At 62.2% G+C, this 20600-nt stretch carries 19 protein-coding genes and 1 pseudogene; 11 read left to right on the top strand and 9 right to left on the bottom strand.

The features are described 5' to 3' along the window. Positions 1-29 precede the first annotated feature (29 nt). The 3 genes from LAC81_RS08825 to LAC81_RS08815 all read right to left on the bottom strand — a co-directional run bounded on the left by LAC81_RS08825 (position 30) and on the right by LAC81_RS08815 (position 4149). Entirely contained in the window at positions 30-674 is a 645-nt protein-coding gene (locus tag LAC81_RS08825) for an acyl-homoserine-lactone synthase (RefSeq protein WP_223727513.1), read from the bottom strand. Positions 675-816: 142 nt separating this feature from the next. Continuing rightward, positions 817-1554, bottom strand: coding sequence for a helix-turn-helix transcriptional regulator (locus LAC81_RS08820; RefSeq protein WP_223727512.1), 738 nt, complete (start codon positions 1552-1554; stop codon positions 817-819). Positions 1555-1836: 282 nt separating this feature from the next. Further along, positions 1837-4149, bottom strand: coding sequence for an NADP-dependent malic enzyme (locus LAC81_RS08815; RefSeq protein ID WP_223727511.1), 2313 nt, complete (start codon positions 4147-4149; stop codon positions 1837-1839). 173 nt (positions 4150-4322) lie between these two features. Here LAC81_RS08815 and LAC81_RS08810 point away from each other — a divergent pair, with 173 nt between their 5' ends. Both LAC81_RS08810 and LAC81_RS08805 read left to right on the top strand, forming a co-directional pair. Next, entirely contained in the window at positions 4323-5150 is an 828-nt protein-coding gene (locus LAC81_RS08810; RefSeq protein WP_223727510.1) for a UDP-2,3-diacylglucosamine diphosphatase, read from the top strand. Between the two features lie 98 nt (positions 5151-5248). Further along, positions 5249-6469: an MFS transporter gene (locus tag LAC81_RS08805; protein ID WP_223727509.1), complete on the top strand. Its 1221-nt coding sequence runs from the start codon at positions 5249-5251 to the stop codon at positions 6467-6469. On the opposite strand, the gene dgcA is transcribed toward LAC81_RS08805, so the two are convergent. Beyond that, positions 6421-7404: an N-acetyl-D-Glu racemase DgcA gene (gene dgcA / locus LAC81_RS08800; protein WP_223727508.1), complete on the bottom strand. Its 984-nt coding sequence runs from the start codon at positions 7402-7404 to the stop codon at positions 6421-6423. The genes LAC81_RS08805 and dgcA overlap by 49 nt on opposite strands. 235 nt (positions 7405-7639) lie before the next feature. Here dgcA and LAC81_RS08795 point away from each other — a divergent pair, with 235 nt between their 5' ends. From LAC81_RS08795 to LAC81_RS08780, 4 genes are all read left to right on the top strand, one after another. Next, a complete protein-coding gene (locus tag LAC81_RS08795; RefSeq protein WP_223727507.1) occupies positions 7640-8788 on the top strand; it encodes an ABC transporter permease in 1149 nt (382 codons plus the stop codon). A 13-nt stretch (positions 8789-8801) separates the two neighbouring features. Continuing rightward, positions 8802-9620: an ABC transporter ATP-binding protein gene (locus LAC81_RS08790; protein ID WP_223727506.1), complete on the top strand. Its 819-nt coding sequence runs from the start codon at positions 8802-8804 to the stop codon at positions 9618-9620. A 183-nt stretch (positions 9621-9803) separates the two neighbouring features. Further along, on the top strand, positions 9804-11174 hold the full coding sequence (locus tag LAC81_RS08785; RefSeq protein WP_113540088.1) for an MlaD family protein: 1371 nt from the start codon (positions 9804-9806) through the stop codon (positions 11172-11174). A gap of 89 nt (positions 11175-11263) precedes the next feature. Next, positions 11264-11878: an ABC-type transport auxiliary lipoprotein family protein gene (locus LAC81_RS08780; protein WP_113540087.1), complete on the top strand. Its 615-nt coding sequence runs from the start codon at positions 11264-11266 to the stop codon at positions 11876-11878. Between the two features lie 6 nt (positions 11879-11884). On the opposite strand, the gene LAC81_RS08775 is transcribed toward LAC81_RS08780, so the two are convergent. Continuing rightward, positions 11885-12157, bottom strand: coding sequence for a BON domain-containing protein (locus LAC81_RS08775; RefSeq protein WP_223727505.1), 273 nt, complete (start codon positions 12155-12157; stop codon positions 11885-11887). A 153-nt stretch (positions 12158-12310) separates the two neighbouring features. Here LAC81_RS08775 and LAC81_RS08770 point away from each other — a divergent pair, with 153 nt between their 5' ends. After that, positions 12311-12487, top strand: a complete 177-nt coding sequence (locus tag LAC81_RS08770) for a hypothetical protein (protein WP_162768895.1) — start codon at positions 12311-12313, stop codon at positions 12485-12487. A 48-nt stretch (positions 12488-12535) separates the two neighbouring features. Here the strand turns inward: LAC81_RS08770 and hemF are convergent, their stop codons facing one another. Continuing rightward, positions 12536-13447, bottom strand: coding sequence for an oxygen-dependent coproporphyrinogen oxidase (hemF, locus tag LAC81_RS08765; RefSeq protein WP_223727504.1), 912 nt, complete (start codon positions 13445-13447; stop codon positions 12536-12538). A gap of 219 nt (positions 13448-13666) precedes the next feature. Between hemF and LAC81_RS08760 the strand changes: the two genes are divergently transcribed. Next, entirely contained in the window at positions 13667-13927 is a 261-nt protein-coding gene (locus LAC81_RS08760; RefSeq protein WP_223727503.1) for a hypothetical protein, read from the top strand. A 12-nt stretch (positions 13928-13939) separates the two neighbouring features. Here the strand turns inward: LAC81_RS08760 and soxR are convergent, their stop codons facing one another. Next, positions 13940-14410, bottom strand: coding sequence for a redox-sensitive transcriptional activator SoxR (gene soxR, locus LAC81_RS08755; RefSeq protein ID WP_223727502.1), 471 nt, complete (start codon positions 14408-14410; stop codon positions 13940-13942). Positions 14411-14487: 77 nt separating this feature from the next. Here soxR and LAC81_RS08750 point away from each other — a divergent pair, with 77 nt between their 5' ends. Next, on the top strand, positions 14488-15063 hold the full coding sequence (locus LAC81_RS08750) for an NADPH-dependent FMN reductase (RefSeq protein WP_223727501.1): 576 nt from the start codon (positions 14488-14490) through the stop codon (positions 15061-15063). A gap of 84 nt (positions 15064-15147) precedes the next feature. Here LAC81_RS08750 and LAC81_RS08745 read toward each other — a convergent pair whose 3' ends face one another. Both LAC81_RS08745 and LAC81_RS08740 read right to left on the bottom strand, forming a co-directional pair. Continuing rightward, entirely contained in the window at positions 15148-15609 is a 462-nt protein-coding gene (locus tag LAC81_RS08745) for a tRNA (cytidine(34)-2'-O)-methyltransferase (RefSeq protein WP_223727500.1), read from the bottom strand. A gap of 6 nt (positions 15610-15615) precedes the next feature. Then, the gene (locus LAC81_RS08740) at positions 15616-16188 is read right to left on the bottom strand and encodes a GNAT family N-acetyltransferase (RefSeq protein WP_223727499.1); all 573 of its coding nucleotides are present in this window, start codon (positions 16186-16188) and stop codon (positions 15616-15618) included. A gap of 410 nt (positions 16189-16598) precedes the next feature. On the opposite strand from LAC81_RS08740, the pseudogene LAC81_RS08735 reads away from it, so the two are divergent. Further along, a pseudogene (locus LAC81_RS08735) lies at positions 16599-18460 on the top strand (ABC transporter ATP-binding protein). A 119-nt stretch (positions 18461-18579) separates the two neighbouring features. Continuing rightward, positions 18580-20445, top strand: a complete 1866-nt coding sequence (locus LAC81_RS08730) for an ABC transporter ATP-binding protein (RefSeq protein WP_113540079.1) — start codon at positions 18580-18582, stop codon at positions 20443-20445. Positions 20446-20600 lie beyond the last annotated feature (155 nt).

Below are 20600 nucleotides of genomic sequence, written 5' to 3'. Positions count from 1 at the left end.
GCGTTAACGGGTCCGGCTGAGCGAAGCGCTCAAGCGGCGCGGGCGGTTTCCAGCGACATCGGACGTTCGAGAACAGTGCCTTCGATGGCGGCAACCGCTTTCATACGCTGGAGCAAGTTTTCATTCACTTCCCAGGCAACGGCAACGGCAAAGACCGAGCCGATGCGATGCGGTTCGGCAATGCGCTCGCCGGGGCATCCCATGCGGCGGAACATGCGCTCCAGGAACACGTCGGTAACCGTAACGATATGGCTGATGCCGGAGGCGAGGCCGAGCTCACCGACGCCGCACATCAATTCGGCCGCTGCAACGGTGACCTGATTCGAGGCGCGGTCCTGCGAAATCTCCGGCTCGATGCAGAAGCGGCTCGATTCCCATACCGAGGCGCTGCGGATTTCCGGATTGTCGCCGAGCAGGATCGGGAAGGTGTCGTCCAGCATGTTGGGGCCGAGCGTCGGCAGCAGCCGTAGCGCGCCACGCAGACGACCGGTGTCGGGGGCATAGGAGAGCACGTAGAGCGGATTTGCCTTGTCGTAGTTGTCGATTTCCCACTCGCCGTCCGTCTGCACATCCCATTTCAGGAAATCGTGAAAGACGCGCTTGCGCAGCCGAAACATATCGTCGACTGCCTGCGGGTGCTGTGCGCGGGTCTTTCCGTTCAGGATCCTGATCATCTTTTTCTCCATCCTTGTTTGGGGATGGGCGGATGCTGTCAGGCCGGCGGCGGTCGCGTAACTGTCGGTAGTGACAGTTTAAATCAGCGATCTTTCCCACTAGATTTCGAGGGGTTTTTTGGAGGGCTTGGCGCGAGCTGCGTCAAACGGTGGGGATCAGCGCATGGCGGACGGCCTGGGCAACAGCCTGCGTATTGGAGACGACATTGAGCTTGCGCCTCGCATTGGTCATGAAAAAGCGCACGGTGCGCTCGGAAATGCCGAGAATCGTTGCGATCTCCCAATAGCTCTTGCCGGCAGCGGCCCAGGTCAAAACCTCGGTCTCGCGGCCGGTGAGCCGCATGTCGCGGGTCGAAATGCTGCCGGCCATCGCGCCGTGCTCCAGCATGGCGGCGTGGAAGAGATTCGCCGCGAGCTGGAAATCGCGCAGGTGATGGCGCCGATAGATCGTCCACTCGTCAGCCGGCATGTTGACGTTGATCGCCAGCATCGCCATCCGGCCGGCCGGTGAGGGGAGCGGCAGGGCGACGCCCTCGGTCGAAAGACCGATCTCCTGCGCCGCCTGGAACAGCGGCTCGCAGTCCGCGAAGCGGTGTCGCGCCATCGTCCACTCCACCGGGCGAACGCCGCCAAGCGCCAGTTTCAGTATGGGATCGATTCGATGAAGGCCGCGCGACCGGTAGATTTCTGCGGCATAGGCACCGAAGGTGTGATGCAGCCGGCAGATCTTGAGTTCGTCCGCGTAGGGCTCGGCTTCCAGATACAGGAGATGGGCGATGCGGAACGTGCGGCGCATCAACGTAAAGAAATGAGCGGGCTCGACACAGCCGCCGCATTCCAGGATTTCCAGCATGTCGAGGACAGCCTGCTGCTCAGTCATGCCACAACACCGAATCTCGTCCGAGGCTCCAGCATGGTTAGGGGTTCACCTTTTGTCCAGCGCAAACTTACCTGTTTGGTGTGTAATACCAATTTTGCAATTTTCGATTGCCGACCGTCGCGGTCGGTTTGCGCGAGCCTGCGGTAGAGGATGATTCCGCTGTGATTCTCGGGCGATAGAGCGCCGCGCTCAACGATTGCGCGGCGCCTGGATATGGCATTGGGGGCGCCGGTGCGGCGCCCGAACTCCGCGAAGATCGAAGGCGATCTCCGCGGTATCATTTCAGCCCGGATGGCTGGCTTCGACGACCGCGAGAGCCGCCATGTTGACGACCCCGCGCGACGTGACCGAAGGCGACAGGATGTGCGCGGGAAGCGCCGAACCGAGAAGGATCGGGCCGACATGCAGGCTGTCGGTCATGGTCTTGACGACGCCGAGCGTGATGTTGGCGGCATCGAGATTGGGGAAGACCAGGAGGTTGGCTTCGCCAGACAGGCTGCTGTCTGGCATGACGCGGTGGCGCAGCGCTTCCGAGATCGCTGCATCGCCATGCATTTCGCCGTCGACTTCGAGATCGGGCGCCAGTTCCCGCACGAGCTGAAGCGCCTTGCGCATCTTGGTGGCGCTTTCCGAATCGCGCGAACCGAAGTTCGAGTGCGAGACGAGGGCTGCACGCGGCGTGATGCCGAAGCGGCGGATTTCCTGCGCGGCCATGACAGTCGTCTGGGCGATTTCCTCGGCGCTCGGGCAGTAGCTTACATAGGTGTCGGTGAAGAAGGTGGCGCCGCGCTGGGAGATCAGCAGGCTCAAGGCCGAGAAGTCGAGCACGCCTTCACGCTTGCCGATGATCTGCGAAACGTCGCGCATGTGCCTGGAGTAGCGTCCTTCGACGCCGCAGATCAGCGCATCGGCTTCGCCGCGCTTGACGGCAAGTGCGCCGATGACCGTCGTGTTGGTTCGCACGATAGTGCGGGCGGCTTCCGGGATGACGCCGAGACGGCCGACGAGGGCGAAGTAGTCCTCGACATAGTCGCGGTAGCGCGGATCGCCCTCGGGGTTGACCACTTCGAAATCGACATCGGGACGGATGCGCAGGCCGTAGCGGCGCAGGCGGGTCTCGATGATCTGCGGGCGGCCGATCAGGATCGGGCGGGCAGTACCCTCTTCGAGCAGCACCTGAGCGGCGCGCAGCACGCGCTCGTCTTCGCCTTCGGCAAAGATAACCCGGTTCTTCTGGGCGTTCTTGGCGGCCGCGAACACCGGCTTCATGATGAAGCCCGAGCGGAAGACGAAGCGGTTCAGCTTGTCGAGGTAGGCGTCATAGTCCTGGATCGGACGGGTGGCGACACCGCTTTCCTCAGCCGCCTTGGCGACGGCCGGCGCGATGCGCAGGATGAGGCGCTGGTCGAAGGGCGAGGGGATCAGGTAGTCCGGGCCGAAGACCGGGGTCTCGCCGGAATAGGCGCGGGCGGCAACATCGGACGGCTCTTCGCGGGCGAGACCGGCAATGGCGCGGACCGCCGCCATCTTCATTTCTTCGTTGATCGTGCTTGCGCCGCAGTCGAGCGCGCCGCGGAAGATGTGCGGGAAGCAGAGAACGTTGTTGACCTGGTTCGGGAAGTCCGAGCGGCCGGTGCAGATCATCGCGTCCGGGCGGGCGGCACGGGCGGCTTCCGGCATGATTTCCGGCGTCGGGTTGGCAAGCGCCATGATCAGCGGCTTTTCGGCCATCTGGACCAGCAGTTCCGGCTTCAGCACGCCTGCGGCGGACAGGCCGAGGAAGACGTCTGCGCCGCCGATGCTGTCGGCGAGAACGCGGTTGCTGCTGTCCTGCGCATAGATGGACTTCCACTCGTCCATCAGCACTTCGCGCCCCTTGTAGACCAGGCCTTCGAGGTCGTGGACCCAGATGTTCTCGCGCTTGGCGCCGAGCGTCACGAGCAGGTTGAGACAGGCAAGTGCGGCCGCGCCAGCGCCGGAGGTGACGATCTTCGCCTTGGCGATGTCCTTGCCGGCGAGTTCCAGGCCGTTGAGGATGGCGGCGGCGACGATGATGGCAGTTCCGTGCTGGTCGTCATGGAAGACCGGGATCTGCATCTTTTCGCGCAGGCGGCGCTCGACCTCGAAGCACTCGGGCGCCTTGATGTCTTCAAGATTGATGCCGCCGAAGGTGGGCTCCAGCGCCGAGATCACGTCGACCATGCGCTCGATGCTCGACGCGTCGATTTCGATGTCGAAGACGTCGATGCCGGCAAACTTCTTGAAGAGAACCGCCTTGCCTTCCATCACCGGCTTGGAAGCCAGCGGACCGATATTGCCGAGGCCGAGCACGGCCGTGCCGTTGGAGATCACGGCAACCAGGTTGGCACGGGCGGTGAAATCCGCAGCCGTTTCCGGGTTGTCGCGAATGGCGATACAGGGTGCTGCCACACCCGGCGAATAGGCAAGCGCCAGGTCACGCTGGTTGCCGAGCGGCTTGGTGGGCTGGATTTCGAGCTTTCCCGGGCGAGGGTAACGGTGGAAGAAAAGGGCCTGCTGGTCGATGTCGCCGCTGGCCGGACCTGTCTGGGATTTCGTTTTGTCGCCCGTGTTCATGCTCTCACATTCCTCATTCGTGGTCGTGCCTTTTGGCATGAATTCGGAGCGAGGTACAGTTTTGCCGTGCTGATTTCGGGAGCCGGACAGGCAGCAAGGCGCTCATGTCATCTTCCTGAAACACGAGTCTGGTTTTCACGGAGGCAGGAAGCGTAACCAGAGACGAGGCTGGCATGACGGCGGCGCAGCAAGACAACTCCGTACGAAAGCTCAGGACGTTGTTCATCTCCGACGTCCATCTCGGCTCCAAGGCCGCCAAGACGGACTACCTGCTTGATTTCTTGCGGTACCACGAAGCCGAAACGATCGTGCTTGTCGGCGATATCGTCGACGGGTGGCGACTGAAGCGCAGCTGGTACTGGCCGCAGAACTGCAACGACGTGGTCCAGAAATTGCTGCGCAAGGCGCGCAAGGGTACGCGCATCGTCTATATCCCCGGCAATCACGACGAGTTCCTGCGCGATTTTCCCGGCGTGCACTTCGGCGGCATCGAGGTGGCGCAGCGCTATCTCCACGCGGGCGCCGACGGCCGCAAGTATCTCATATTGCACGGCGACGAGTTCGATGTGGTAGTGCGCAATGCCCGCGTGCTGGCCTACCTCGGCGACTGGGCCTATGACACGGCGATCGCCATCAATATCGGCCTGGCCGCCATCCGCCGTCGTCTCGGCATGCCCTATTGGTCGTTCTCCTCCTGGGCCAAGCTCCAGGTCAAGCATGCTGTGAACTTCATCGGCGAGTTCCAGAAGGTGGTTGCCGACGAGGCCCGTCGCTACGACGCACAGGGCGTGATCTGCGGACACATCCACCATGCCGTCATCGAGGACATCGGCGATATCCGCTACATCAACACCGGCGATTGGGTGGAAAGCTGTACCGCGATTGCCGAGCACCACGATGGCACGATGGAGCTCATCACCTGGCACCAGATGCGCGGCGGTGCCCTCGAGGGCGAAGCCGACAAGCTGCTTGCGCAATTGCTGACCCAGCGCGCCGCCTGACCCCAGAGGCGGCAGGCCGGTCCTGTCGCGAAAACTAGGTTATGGCGAGGCATGCCCGGGCTGTGCTAGAGATCACGTACAGCCATCCAGGTCAGCCGATGATTCCCTCCTCAGCGCCCGCATATGTGGGCCCTCCGCCGCGCCATTTCGCGCTTCGCATCGCCTTGCTCTTCTGCGCGCCGCTGATCGTCAACGGCTTCGCGATGCCGTATTTTCCGATGTGGCTCAGCACGCTCTCGATGACCGACTTCGAGATCGGCGTCGTGCTGGCGCTGCCGATGTTCGTGCGCGTCATCACCGCGCCGATCGCGGGCGTCATTGCCGACCGTCTCGGCGAGCGTGCGATCGTGCTGATCTGGTCCGGGTGCCTGTCGCTGGCGACCGCCCTGGTGCTCTTCTACTTCCGCGACTTCTGGCCGGTGCTGGTCATCTACACACTGCAATCGGCCGTCTATTCGCCCTATGTGCCGATCGTCGAGGCGATTGCGCTCTCGGGCGTGCGCCGCTGGGGTTTCGACTACGCCCATATGCGGCTCTGGGGTTCGGTTGCGTTCATCGGCGCGACGATGCTCGGCGGCTGGATGGTCGGTATCTTCGGCAGCGACATGGTGCTGCCGGCGATGGCGATCGGGTTCGGGCTGACCATCGCCATGGCGTATGGGGCACCCCGGGTCGGCAAGCCCCGCCGGCCGTCACCGATCACCGCGCTCACGGAGCCGCCGCCGAAGTCGCTGCGACAGCTCGACCTGCAACTGCTGTTGATCGGTGTGACGCTGGTGAACGCCAGCCATGCGATGCTCTTCGCTTTCTCGGCGATCTATTGGCAGCACATCGGCTATAGCGGTACCGAAATCGGCCTGCTCTGGAGTGCGGGCGTGGCGGCTGAGGTGACGATGTTCATCTTTGCCAAGGCGATCAGCCGTCGGTTCAGCGTCTGGGTGATGATCCTGTCCGGCTGCTTTCTCGCCGTGGTGCGCTGGATCATCTTCCCGATGGATCTCGGCTTCAGCGGCTACTTCATCCTCCAGTGCTTCCATGCCTTCACCTATGCGATCATGCACACGGGCATGCAGCACAAGCTGGTGGAGCGGGTGGTGGAGTCGCAGGAGGCGTCCGCCCAGGGGCTCTATTTCTTCTATACCGGCATCTTCACCGCGATCTTCACGTTCCTGTCCGGCTATTTCTATGCCTGGTACGGTGTAAAGGGATTCTATTCGATGTCGGTCGTCGCCTTTGCCGGCTGCTGCTTCGCGGGCGCCGCCTGGTACCTTCAGCCCCAGAGACGCGGTTCCGGCGGGAAGACCAGCGACGCCTCGTAGCGCAGGCCCGGCGTGCGATCTGCGGCGAGCAACAGCGGCCCGTCGAGGTCGACGAAATCGGCGCCCTGGGCGACGAGGATTGCCGGCGCCATCGCCAGCGAGCTGCCGACCATGCAGCCGACCATGATCTTCAGGCCAAGTGCGGTTGCCTGATCGCGCATTCGCAGCGCCTCGGTGAGACCGCCGGTCTTGTCGAGCTTGATGTTGACGGCATCGTAGCGGCCGACGAGGGCGGCAAGGTCGCCGGTCGCGTGCACGCTTTCATCCGCGCAGATGGGGACGGGCCGGGCGATCGTCGCCAGTGCCTCGTCGCACCCGGCAGGGAGCGGCTGCTCGATCAGGTCGATGCGCTCCTCCGCGCAGATCGCAAAATGATAGGCAAGCGTTTCCGGCGTCCAGCCTTCATTGGCATCGAGAATGATGCGGCTCTTCGGCGCGCCGGCCCGTACGGCGCGGATACGCGCGGCATCGTCCGGCGTGCCGACCTTGATCTTGAGCAGGGCACGGTGGGCGTATTTTGCGGCCTGCTCGCGCATTGCATCCGGTTCGGCCAGCGACAATGTGTAGGCGGTGGTCAATTCCTGAGGGGAGGGAATGCCTGCAAGTATATGAACGGCCTTGTTTTTCTGCTTGGCTTCGAGATCCCATAGTGCGCAATCGACGGCGTTGCGGGCGGCACCCGGCTTCATCTGGCGCTGTAAATCGACGCGGCTGAGGCCTGCCTCGATATGGGGGCGGATGGCGGCAACCTCGGAAAGTACCGACTCGATCGTTTCGCCGTAGCGGCCATAGGGCACGCACTCGCCGGCGCCGGTGTGGGTGCCGTCGCTGATTCGGCAGGTGACGACACTTGCCGTCGTCTTGGAGCCACGCGAGATCGTGAAGGTGCCTGCGATCGGGAAATGTTCCACTGAAGCATCGAGGGAAAGTGACATGAAAGCGTCTCCGGCGAGCAATCTGAGGGTCCGGCATCGCCGCCGGCCCAACGTGCGGGTGACAGCTACGGTGCGAGCCGTTATGACGGTGTAAGCATTTACGAATCTTTACGGCGCCGCGCGTTGAGACGCACAAAGGCCGCTGTAACACTTTAGGTCTGCTGCATAATTCTGTCCTTAGGTCGATTCTGATTTAAGGGATTATGCGATCGCAAATCAGGAAAACCGAGACCACGTGACGCAATCCGCCCGCAAGCTTACCGCCGATGTCGAACTGGCCGAAAGTGCCGGTGGGCGAAGCTATGTCTTCACGGGCACCTGGCGGCACGAAACCGCGGAAGCGATGGCAAAGAAGCTCGATGGCCTCGCACGCAAGAGCGATGGCGTCACGCAGTTCGATCTCTCCGGCGTGACGGCGATGGATACGGCCGGTGCCTGGATCATCCGACGCTTCATGACCCGCATTGCCGGCACTTCGCGCGACGACGTGCATTTTGCCGAGGGCGGGCAGCGGTATATCGAGCTTATCGACGCCTTGCCGGCGGAACTGCGCGCGCCGGAAAAAGGCAACGGGCACGTTCCGTTGTTCCAGCGTATTTTCGCGCCGGTCGGCGAGGCGATGGTGGCGACCTGGGACGATATCGTCGCGGCCATGTACATTCTGGGGTCCGCGGTGCGCGGCGCCCAGCTCAAGCTCGGCCGGCACAGCGGCGTCTCGCCGGCGGCGATCGTTCATCAGATCGACCGGATGGGCGTGATGGCGGTACCGATCATCACGCTGATGTCTTTCCTGATCGGGGCGATCATTGCACAGCAGGGCGCATTCCAGCTGCGCTACTTCGGCGCCGAAGTCTTCGTCGTCGATCTCGTCGGCATCCTGCAATTGCGCGAAATCGGCGTTCTCTTGACGGCGATCATGATCGCCGGCCGCTCAGGCAGTGCCATCACCGCCGAAATCGGCTCGATGAAGATGCGCGAGGAGGTGGACGCGCTGAAGGTGATGGGGCTAAGCCCGATCGGCGTCCTTGTCTTTCCGCGCCTCGTCGCGCTCACCGTCGCGCTGCCGCTGCTGACGATCATCGCGAACTTCGCCGCTTTGACCGGCGCGGCCCTGGTTGCCTGGGGCTATTCGGGCATCACGATCCCGACCTTCCTTGCGCGCCTGCAGGAAGCGGTCGATTTTTCGTCGGTCGCTGCCGGCATGATCAAGGCGCCGTTCATGGCGCTCATCATCGGCGTGGTCGCAGCCGTCGAGGGTTTGAAGGTCGGCGGCAGCGCCGAATCGCTTGGCCGGCATGTGACCTCTTCGGTGGTCAAATCGATCTTCGTGGTGATCCTGATCGATGGGCTCTTTGCCATGTTCTACGCAGCAATCAATTTTTAAGGCGGGGAACAGCGTGAGCGCAGTCGAGAAACGACACGAGGAAGATGAGGCGACGGAAGCGGACGGGCGCGAGTCGGTGCTTTCCGTTCGCGACCTGACGGTTGGCTTCGGCTCCAACATCGTGCTCGACAAGCTGAACCTCGAAATCTACCGGGGCGAAATCCTCGGCTTCGTCGGCGCGTCCGGAACCGGGAAGTCGGTGCTGATGCGCACCGTGCTCAGGTTGCTGGCGAAGCGTTCGGGCAAGATCGAGATCCTGGGCGCCGACTACGACAAGATCACCGAGGGTGAGCGCATCGCGCTCGATATGCGCCTCGGCGTTCTCTTCCAGCACGGCGCGCTCTTTTCGGCGCTGACGGTACGCGAAAACATCCAGGTGCCGATGCGGGAATACCTCGATCTGCCGCAGAGCCTGATGGATGAACTGGCACGGGTGAAGATAGAGCTCGTGGGCCTGGCGCCGGAAGCGGCGGAGAAATACCCCTCAGAGCTTTCGGGCGGCATGATCAAGCGCGCGGCTCTCGCACGGGCGCTGGCGCTCGATCCCGATCTGGTCTTCCTCGACGAGCCCACCTCGGGCCTCGATCCGATCGGTGCCGCGGAGTTCGACGAGCTCATCGCCAAGCTGCGCGACACGCTGGGATTGACCGTGTATATGGTGACTCACGACCTCGACAGCCTCTTTTCCGTCTGCGACCGCATCGCGGTTCTCGGCAAGAAGAGGGTGCTAGTGGAGGGTACGGTAGAAGACATGCTGGCCTGCGACGACCCTTGGGTGCAGTCCTATTTCCGTGGCAAGCGGGCTCGAGCGATCGTACGCCACGATCCATGACTGGGAGCATCCGGTGCTCAAGCCAATCGCTTGGGAGCCGAAAGATGCGCCGGAAACTGAAATGCAAGAGGTTCTTCGTGGGTTCATTTGAACACACGGCGCTCCAGTGAATGCGGTTTTGGCGCCCAGGCGTCGAGATACGAGGTAGAGCCGGTGAAGCGGCCACGAAGGTAGTCGGTACGAATGGAAACGAAAGCGAACTACGCCATTGTCGGTTTCTTCACGGTGTTCGTGATCGCGGCCGCATTCGGATTCGTCTACTGGATGTCGCAATATGGCCGCAGCGGCGAGATGGTGGAGCTTGTGGTCAATATTCCGGGTTCCGCCAACGGTCTTTCCGTCGGTTCGCCGGTGCGCTTCAACGGCATTGCCGTCGGCACGGTTCGCAATCTTGCGATCGACGCCAATGATCCACGCTATTCGATCGCCGTCACCGAGGTTTCCGTCGATGCGCCGGTGCTGAAGTCGACCAAGGCTACGTTGGAAGTGCAGGGGCTGACGGGCGCGGCCTACATCGAGCTTAGCGGCGGTCGCAATGGCGACGAGAACATCCTGAAGACCGCGATCGAAAAAGGCACGCAGGCACGCATCCTTGCGGATCAGTCGAGCGTGACCAGCCTGCTCGCAACGGCCGACCAGATCATGGACCGGGCCAACAACGCAATCACCGACATTCAGGGCTTCGTAACGGACGTGCGCGGCCCGCTGACAAATACGATCGGCAATGCGGAGAAGTTTTCCACCGCGCTCGCCAACAATTCCGGTGCGATCGACGACTTCCTGAGGAGCGTGACGGAGCTTTCGGGCTCGGTCAGCGCAGCCTCCAAGAAACTCGATTCGACTCTTGAATCTGCCGATGCCCTGGTGAAGTCCGTCGATCCGAAGAAGATCGACCACATCGTCTCGAACGTCGAGCAGATCAGCAACGACCTGAAGGCCGCTTCAGGCGGCGTTTCCGAAACGGTTGCCGCATTCCGACGCACGGTCGAAACTTACGAGCAGTTCGGCAAGAATGCCCAGAAGACGCTGGAGCGGGTCGATACGCTGGTGGCCTCGGTCGACAAGGAGAAGGTCGAGCTCGTCGTCAACGACATCACTGCAGCGACCGCCGACGCCCGCAAGACCGTTGCCAATATTTCTGAGTTCGCCTCGAAGATTACCGCCCGGCAGGAGGACATCGACCGCACGATCACCGATGTCACCCAACTGGCGAGCAAGCTGAACAATTCGGCCAACCGGGTCGACAGCATCCTCGTCAAGGTCGACGGCTTCCTGGGCGATGCGGATGCCCCGTCGCTTTCGGCCGAGGCGCGCGCGACGCTCGAATCCTTCCGCAAGGTGGCAGACACGCTCAACGCGCAGATCGGACCGATTGCCGACAACTTGCGGCGCTTCTCGGGCTCCGGCCTGCGCGACGTCGAAGCGCTCGTCACCGATACGCGGCGGACGGTCCAGAGCCTGGAAAACACGATCTCCACCTTCGACAAGAACCCGCAGCGTCTTCTCTTTGGCGGCGAGACAGTAAAACAATATGATGGTCGCACCCGGCGTTGAGTCGGGGCGTGGCGGGACCGGCTTAGGGCCAGACGGTGTGCTTTCGATCGAGGGGGCGCCAAGGTGCGTGGGACAAGGGTATTGGCAGTATGAGTTTTCAGGGGCTGGTTGGTATGCGAGTAGCGGGAGCGCGGCGCTCCGCCCTGATTTTCATGCTGGCAGCAGGCCTTGCCGGCTGCGGTACAAAAGCGGTCAATGACACATACAGTCTTTCGGCGTCGCCAGCCGTCGAAGGACGTGCCTCCACAGGCAAGCAAATCCTCGTGCCGGAACCAACGGCACTGAAGGCGCTCGACAGCGACCAGGTCGTCATCCGTCTGTCCGGATCCGAGCTGCAATATCTCTCCAAGGCACAATGGAGCGACCGACTGCCGAAGCTGGTGCAGTCGAAGCTGGTGCAGGCCTTCGAGGACACCGGCAAGGTCGGCGGCGTCGGCAAGCCGGGCCAGGGGCTGGCGATCGATTATCAGGTGATCACCGAAATCCGCGCCTTCGAGGTCTCGACGGAAGGTGCGGACACGGCGATCGTCGAAATCTTCGCCAAGATCCTCAACGACCGTAACGGTACGGTGCGGGCGCAAAAGGCGTTTCGCGCGACCGCCAGCGTCAAGGGCGCAGGAAACCCGGCCTTCATCAAGGCAATGGACCAGGCTTTCGCAAGCGTTTCGGCCGAGATCGTTAGCTGGACGCTCGGCTCGATCTGACGACGCCTATTCAGTGCCAACCGGCTCGATCCGGTTGATGACTTCCGCCACGCCCTGCATCTGTTTTGTCGCCTCTTCGGCGCGCTTGACTTCGGCTGCCGTCGCGACGAAGCCGGCAAGGATGATCGTGTTGCCCTTGGCCGTCACCGTGACATCGGCGGCATCGAGGCCGGGCGCGACCGCGAGAAAGTGGGCGACGCGGCGCTCCAGTTCAGCCGGATGCTCGGGCGTCAAGCGCTCCGGTTCATCGCCGTAGAATGTCCGTTTCTTGAAAATCATCGCATCCACCTCGCTCAACGCAGAGGAAACGCCGGATGCTCCGGTTTGTTCGACTGTTTCATTCGAAACAGCGGGAATTCCTCAGCCGTGCCATGTCTGTTTTCAAGCGACGGGATCTGTCGCGGCCACAATCAGCATGCAGGGGACATATCGATGCGCGGTTCTTTTTTTGCCATGGCTCTGGCGATCGTGACGGCTCTTGCCTTGGGTACGCCGGCACAGGCAGGGAACTACAGCTATGGCTGCAAGCCCAGTTGTGTCGTCAAAACCGTCAAGACTTATGGCGCCTATGGCGCGGTCATCCTGAAGAAGGTCCGCATATGCAATTGATGCAGGGAGGGAGCGTTCGCGATCGGCGAAACGCTCTCCGCCCTCGGCTTACGGCCAGCGCACCACCGGGGGTAGCGACGACAGAATAGACTCGACGTTACCGCCGGTCTTCAGGCCGAAAATGGTGCCGCGGTCATAGAGCAGGTTGAACTCGACATAGCGACCGCGCCTTACAAGCTGTTCGTCCCGATCTTCCTCGGTCCAGGGCGCATTGAAGTTGCTGCGCACGATCTTCGGGTAGACGAGGGCGAACGCCTTGCCCACATCGCGGGTGAAGGCGAAGTCCGCGTCCCAGCCGCCCTGTTCCTCCGCCGAATGCAGCCAATCGTAGAAGATGCCGCCAGTACCGCGCGGCTCGTTGCGGTGCGGCAGGAAGAAATAGTCGTCGCACCACTTCTTGAACTTGGCATGGTCGGCGACCGCATGACGGCTGCAGGTGATTTCCATGGCGCGATGGAAGAGCTGCGTGTCGGCATCGGTCATGACGCGGCGGCGATCGAGCACCGGCGTCAGGTCGGCGCCACCGCCGAACCAGTTGCTGGTCGTCACCACCATGCGGGTGTTCATATGAACGGCCGGCACATTGGGGTTCACAGGATGGGCGATCAGCGAAATGCCGGAAGCCCAGAAACGCGGATCCTCGGCAGCGCCCGGGATCTGGCTGCGGAACTCAGGCGAGAATTCGCCGTAGACCGTCGACGTATGGATGCCCACCTTTTCGAAGACACGGCCTTCCATCATCGACATGCGGCCACCGCCGCCCTTGCCATCGTCGCGGCTCCAATCCTTGCCGACGAAACGTCCGGGCGCGCGGTCGGAGAGCGGACCGGTCAGATCATCCTCGATCGCTTCAAATGCAGCGCAGATAGTGTCGCGCAGTCCTTCGAACCACGCGCGCGCCTCGGCCTTCTTGTCTTCGATATCTGCGGGGAGGCCCGGGGGTAGCTGCGGTCGTTCCATGGAAAATTGCGTCCTGTTGGCGGGATTTCCCGATGAAATGCCGCCGATTCTATTGAAGTCGCCACAGTTCATACTTTCGCGCCGATGGCAACGCCGGTCCAGCACCTTGGGCGGTCTGTCGCAACGACAGCACCTATGGGCTTGCGAAAGCCTGCTCTCGAACAAGCCTCTGGCAAAGGGCGAGCGCCGTCACTATCTTAGCGACTAGAGGTATAGCCCATGGCAAGAATACCTGCAGGCCCGCCGCTCGATGGTTTGCGGCGGCAGATCGCCCGGCATCGCCGGGACAACCGGACACGAGGCGATGGCCTTTTCGTGCGGGAAACCTTTCGTCTCGATCGCAGTGCCGCCCGCGCGAAGGCCCGGGAATGGTTCGATACCTGGCCGAAAGCTGCCTACTGGACCGAGGTCGAGAGCTGGCGCCAACTCGATGGTGGCGAGATCGAGTTCACAATGCGCCGCCTGCCGACGGCTGATTAGCCGTTCTGCCCCTCAAGGGTGCGTGTCTTCGTCCATCAGTCGCGGTCCGGCGCCTTCCATCGAAAGCACGTCGTGCGGATTGCGCAGCGGACATTCGCGCAGCGACAGGCAGCCGCAGCCGATGCAATCCGTCAGGTGATCGCGCAGGGCCATCAGGTTGGTGATCCGTTCGTTCAGCTGTTCGCGCCAGTTTTCGGACAATTTTCCCCAATCATCCACTGTCAGCGGACGATCGTCCGGAAGAACAGACAAAGCATCCTGTATCTCAGACAGGGGAATGCCGGTGCGCTGGGCGACCTTGATGACCGCGACGCGTCGCAGGACGCTGCGCGGATAGCGGCGCTGGTTGCCGCGGGTACGGTTGCTGCGGATCAGCCCCTTGGCCTCGTAGAAGTGCAGGGTGGAGACGGCGACGCCGCTTCGTTCCGCCACTTCGCCGACCGTCAGTTCGCGACGCAATTCGCTGCTTTTCACAATTGTCATGATGCCTATTGACCTCAACTATTGTTGAGGTTTTATAGCATTGGCTCCATAATGCAGACAACAGGAGCTTGATCCCCATGACTGAGAAAATGACCCTTGCCGTGATCTATGGCAGTGCGCGCCAGGGTCGCTTCTGCGATACGGTCGCCAACTGGCTGATCCGGGAACTTTCGGCTTCGGAGACCTTTACGTTGACGGTGATCGACCCGGCGCGGCTGCGGACGTCGCGTGGGCTCGGGGCGGCGGTCAATCCGGGCGAGTGGCTCGAACGCAAGATCGCCGAGGCTGATGCCTTCGTCATCGTCACGCCCGAGTACAATCACGGCTATCCGGCGGCGCTCAAGGAACTGATCGATTCGGTCTACGAGCCCTGGCAGGCCAAGCCGGTTTGCTTCGTCTCTTATGGTGGCGCCTCTGGCGGCATTCGGGCCGTCGAGCAGTTGCGCCAGGTTTTCGGCGAACTACATACGGTGACGTTGCGCGACGGGATCACGTTCCCCAAGGCCTGGTCGAAGTTCGATGCTGCCGGCAACCTCTACAAGCCCGAGGAATTGCGCGCGCCGCTGTTTTTGATGATGGACCGGCTGACCTGGTGGGCGCGCGTTTTGAAGCAGGCGCGCAAAAGCGCGCCCTACAACGAAGTGGCTGCGTAGCACCTGCCATTGAAAGCGGTCGGTTCCGCGTTCAGCGGCCGCCGGCCGTGGTCAAGAGCCAAGGAGGTGGCGATGTTTGCGCCGTCAGGCTGGAGAGACTTGCCGGATCGCTTCGCCGGCGATCATCGCTACGGACATCGCGATGTTGAGCGAGCGCTGGCCTTCTGCCATTGGGATCAAGATGCGCCCGTCGGCGCGTTCGTGCACGTGGTCGGGAACGCCGGCGCTCTCTCTTCCGAAGAGCAGGATATCATCGGGGCGGAACTCGAAGCGGGTATAGGGCTGGGCAGCCTTGGTGGAGGCGAGCACCAGTCGGCGTCCGCTCGCCGCGCGCCAGTCCTCGAAGCGCTCCCAGTTGACGTGACGGGTGAGCGCGACCGAAGCGATATAGTCCATGCCGGCGCGCTTCAGATTGCGGTCGGAGAGGTCGAAGCCGGCTGGTTCGATCACGTCGACGGAAAGGCCGAGGCAGGCGGCCAGGCGCAGGATCGTGCCGGTGTTGCCTGGAATATCGGGCTGGTAGAGGGCGATGCGCAGGCTGCTCATTTCAGATCACTCGTTTTTGCGGTCATCGCGCCGCGCGTCAAACTCCGCAGCCAGGATGCCCATCATGATGTCGTCGTGCCACGCACCGTCGATCAGGGCCGACTCGCGTTCGCGGCCCTCGATGGAGAAGCCGGACTTGCGGTAGGACGCAATCGCCCGTTCGTTGAAGGCCAGAACCCTGAGCGAGACCCGGTGAAGGGCAAGTTCATCGAAGGCATAGGCCAATACCCGCTTCGTGACCGCCGTGCCAAGACCCTTGCCCAGCCGTTGCGGATCGAAAATGCCGATGGCGAAGCTCGCGCGCCGATCCTGATGGTTGAGGTTGTCCAGCCGCACTTCGCCGATGAGGCCGCCCTGATCGATGATCCAGGCGGTCGGATGTCCGGCGACACGCGTCACCCAGGCGGTGGCCTCGCCGTGACCGAAGAGGCCAGGAAACGACCTGGCGGCGCCGAACATCCGGTAGATTTCCGGGTCGCGGCCGAGCCTCAGACGCGCATCGACATCACCGTCGCGAGGGCGGCGAAGGACGAAACCGTTGCCTTGCAGATCAGGAGCTCTATCCGATGAAGCGTTCATGCTTCTTCTCCAGTGCGAAATGGCCGCCGCTCCCTGCTTTTGAGGGCGCTCATATTGCTGAAGCTAATCTGTGCCGAAACGGCAACAGGCACGCAATCGATGAAAAATTGTGCAAGAAACAGCCTGCGACAATCTGGCATGCCGGCGCAAATAGGGTTAGAGATCGAGCCTCTTCAACGCGAACCGACGGAGGCAAACATGAATGTATTGATGTTGACACGCCTTCCTGGAGTAGTGGGCCACCGTTTGGCCTGACCGGTTCCGCGACCTATCTTTTAAAGAGATCGACGCGCTTCCGGGACTCCGGAAGACAAAGCCCTTTTTCGGGCTGCATTTCCGGACTGACTTTTTCATCATAAGAACGCGGGGAAACCCGCTTTCCTTCAAAATTCTCTGAAGGAGCAAATGCAATGTTTGGCTGGTTTGAATCCCGCCTTGACCCATACCCGGCGGAAGAGCCGACGCTCCCGCCGAAAAGCCTGTTCGGCTTCTGCTGGCATTATTCCAAGCCGGCCGTGCCGTGGCTTCTCATCATGTCCGTCTGCACCATGCTGATTGCTGTCGGGGAAGTGGCGCTGTTCCAGTTCCTCGGCAACATGGTCGACTGGCTGTCGAGCGCCAACCGCGAGACGTTCCTCGCAGCCGAGGGCGGCCGGCTCTTCTGGATGGGCGCGCTGGTCCTCATCGGTCTGCCGGGTCTGGTCGCGATCGACTCCTTGATCATGCACCAGGTGCTGCTCGGCAACTATCCGATGATCGCCCGCTGGCAGATGCACCGCTATCTGCTGCGCCAGAGCATGACCTTCTTTGCCAACGAGTTTGCCGGGCGCGTGGCGACGAAGGTGATGCAGACGTCGCTGGCGGTCCGCGAAACGGTCATGAAGATCCTCGACGTCTTCGTCTATGTCGTCAGCTATTTCGTGACCATGCTAGCCGTCGTCGCGACTGCCGACTGGCGTCTGGTGATCCCGCTGACCATCTGGCTTGCGATCTACATCTGCATCGTCAGCTACTTCGTGCCGCGACTGCAAAAGATCTCCAAGGAGCAAGCGGACGCGCGCTCGATGATGACGGGACGGATCGTCGACAGCTACACCAATATCGGCACGGTCAAGCTCTTCTCGCATGCCGGCCGCGAGGAAGGTTATGCGCGGGACGGCATGGACAGCTTCCTTGGCACCGTGCATCGCCAGATGCGCAAGGTGACGCTGTTCCACATTCTGGTTTACGCCAACAACAGCATCGCACTCTTTGCCATCGCAGCGCTCGGCATCCACCTCTGGTTGACCAGCGCCATCTCGGTCGGGGCGATTGCGATCGCCGTCGGTCTCGCGATGCGCATCAACGGCATGTCGCAATGGATCATGTGGGAAGTCTCGGCGCTCTTCGAGAACATCGGTACGGTCTATGACGGCATCGGCATGATGACCAAGGGGCATGACATCGTCGACGAACCGGACGCCAAGGCGCTGAAGGCGGAGAAGGGGGCGATTGCCTTCGACAACATCCGCTTCCACTACGGCAAGGCCAAGGGCGTCATCGATCACCTGCAGCTCGACATCAAGCCGGGCGAGAAGATCGGTCTCGTCGGCCGCTCCGGCGCAGGCAAGACGACGCTCATGAACCTGCTGCTGCGCTTCTGCGCTTCTACGACCTGGAAGACGGGGCGATCCGGATCGACGGCAAGGATATCTCCACCGTCACCCAGGACAGCCTTCGCGCCCAGATCGGTGTCGTTACGCAGGATACCTCGCTGCTGCATCGCTCCATTCGCGACAACATCGCCTATGGACACCCGGAAGCGGATGACGAGGCGATCATCGCGGCTGCGAAGAAGGCGAATGCCTGGGACTTCGTTCAGGGTCTCGAGGACAACCAGGGCCGCAAGGGCCTGGATGCCCAGGTCGGCGAACGCGGTGTCAAGCTCTCCGGCGGCCAGCGCCAGCGCATCGCGATCGCGCGCGTGTTCCTCAAGGACGCGCCGATCCTGATCCTCGACGAGGCGACCTCGGCGCTCGATTCCGAAGTCGAACAGGCAATCCAGGAGAACCTGTTCGCGCTAATGGCCGGCAAGACGGTGATCGCGATCGCCCATCGTCTCTCGACCCTGACGGAGATGGACCGGCTGGTGATCCTCGAAGCAGGCCGCATCGTCGAGACGGGCTCGCATGCCGAACTCGTCGCTCATGGCGGCCTCTACGCCGATCTCTGGTCTCGCCAGTCCGGCGGCTTCATTGCCGACGATGTCGAGAAGGAAGAGGCGGCAGAGTAAAAAACCGCAGCCCGCCGTTCGACGGAGCGGCGGGCTGCTCTTTCACATGTTACGCATTTGTAATCAGCAATTGCACCAAAACCGATTGCTGTTCCCGCCGAACCGCCTATATCGGAACCATGCTCAGCGCCATCGTCAGCCTCTTCGAGAACTGGATCAAGCCGTTCGCGCCGCGCGAGCGCCTGCAGCCGCCGAAATCGCTGTGGGGTTTCGCCTGGTTCTACGCCACCCAGGCGAAAGGGCCATTCATTGCGATGGCCGTGCTTGGCGGCCTTGTGGCGATGCTCGAAGCAGGGCTGTTCTATTTCGTCGGCCGGTTGGTCGACGTACTCGATACGGTGAAGCCGGAAGCTGGCTGGAGCGGTCTGATCGCCGCCAACGGGCCGGAACTCCTGTTCATGCTCTTGACGGTGATGGTGTTTCGCTTTCTTGCGGTGTCGCTGGCAGCGCTGGTCGAAGAGCAATCGATCATTACCGGCTTTCTCAACCTTGTGCGCTGGCAGTCCTATGTGCATGTCGCCCGCCAGTCGCTGACCTTCTTCCAGAACGATTTTTCCGGCCGTATCGTCACCAAGGTCTGGGCCGGGGCGCAGGCGACCAGTGACCTCATCGTCTCGCTGCTGCAGGTCGTCTGGTTCATCGTGATCTACACCGCGTCGACCATGGCGCTGGTGGCGCAGCTCGATTGGCGCCTGGCGGCGATGGTCGCCTTCTGGATCGTCGTCTTCCTGGCGCTCGCGCGTTTCTTTGTCCCGCGCATCCGCAAACATGCCCGCGATACGGCCGAAATGGCATCGATGCTGAATGGCCGCATGGTCGATGCCTATTCCAATATCCAGACGCTGAAGCTCTTCGGCCGCGATGAAGAGAATGACCGCTATATCCGCTCCGGCTTCGACCGGTTCCAGCGCGCGGTCATTCCGTTCACGCGGCTTCTGACGGCCGTGCGTGCGTCGCTGGCGCTGCTTTCCGGCATGATGATCACGGCCATCGCCGTCTATTCGATCCATCTCTGGCTCGGCGGCTCGATCAGTTCCGGGGCAGTGGCCTTCACCCTGGCGCTGGTTCTGCGGCTCAACATGCTGCTTGGCCGGATGATGACGCAGTTCAATTCGATCATGCGCAACATCGGCACGATCCAGAACTCGGCCGAACTGGTGTCGCAGTCGATCGGGCTCGTCGACCGTCCCGGCGCCACGGAGCTTGCCGTCAGCCAGCCGGAAATCCGCTTCGAACACGTGCGCTTTCATTACGGGAAGGGCGAACGCGTGATCGACGATTTCTCGCTCGTCGTTCGCCCCGGAGAAAAGGTGGGCATCGTCGGCCGCTCCGGCGCCGGCAAGTCGACCCTCGTCAACCTGCTCTTGCGCTTCTACGACCTCGAAAGCGGGCGTATCCGCATCGACGGGCAGGATATTGCCGCAGTCACGCAGGAATCCCTGCGCGCGCAGGTGGGCATGGTCAGCCAGGACACCTCGCTGCTGCATCGCTCCATCCGCGACAACATCCTGTTCGGCCGGCCCGATGCCGGCGAGGAGCAACTGATCGCCGCAGCAAGCAAGGCTGAAGCCTATGACTTCATCCTCGGCCTGCAAGACCAGCGCGGTCGCAAGGGTTTCGACGCCCATGTCGGCGAGCGCGGCGTCAAGCTGTCCGGCGGTCAGCGTCAGCGTATCGCGATCGCGCGGGTGATGCTCAAGGACGCGCCGATCCTCGTCCTTGACGAAGCGACCTCGGCGCTCGATTCTGAGGTCGAGGCGGCGATTCAGTCCAATCTCGACCGTTTGATGCAAGGCAAGACGGTGCTGGCGATCGCCCATCGGCTCTCGACGATTGCCGCACTCGACCGGCTCGTGGTCATGGACAAGGGGCGGATCGTCGAGGAGGGAACGCATGCCGAGCTCGTCGCCCGCGGCGGGCTTTACGCCGGGCTCTGGTCACGCCAGTCGGGCGGATTTCTTGCCCGCGAAGAAGCGGCGGAGTAGGGCGGCTCGAGAGCACTTCAACGCCTGCTCGACCGGCCTGGATTAAGCCTAACTGGCGACCGTCAAGTCCTTGTGCCGATTGGCCGCGCTTTTCCCCGCGACAATCTGCCCACATCCCCTTGTCAAGGCTGGACATAATTTGCGATCAAGCATAG

The sequence above is a fragment of the Ensifer adhaerens genome, from assembly GCF_020035535.1.
Taxonomy (GTDB): domain Bacteria; phylum Pseudomonadota; class Alphaproteobacteria; order Rhizobiales; family Rhizobiaceae; genus Ensifer.
This window is presented reverse-complemented; position numbering and strand designations above follow the sequence as displayed.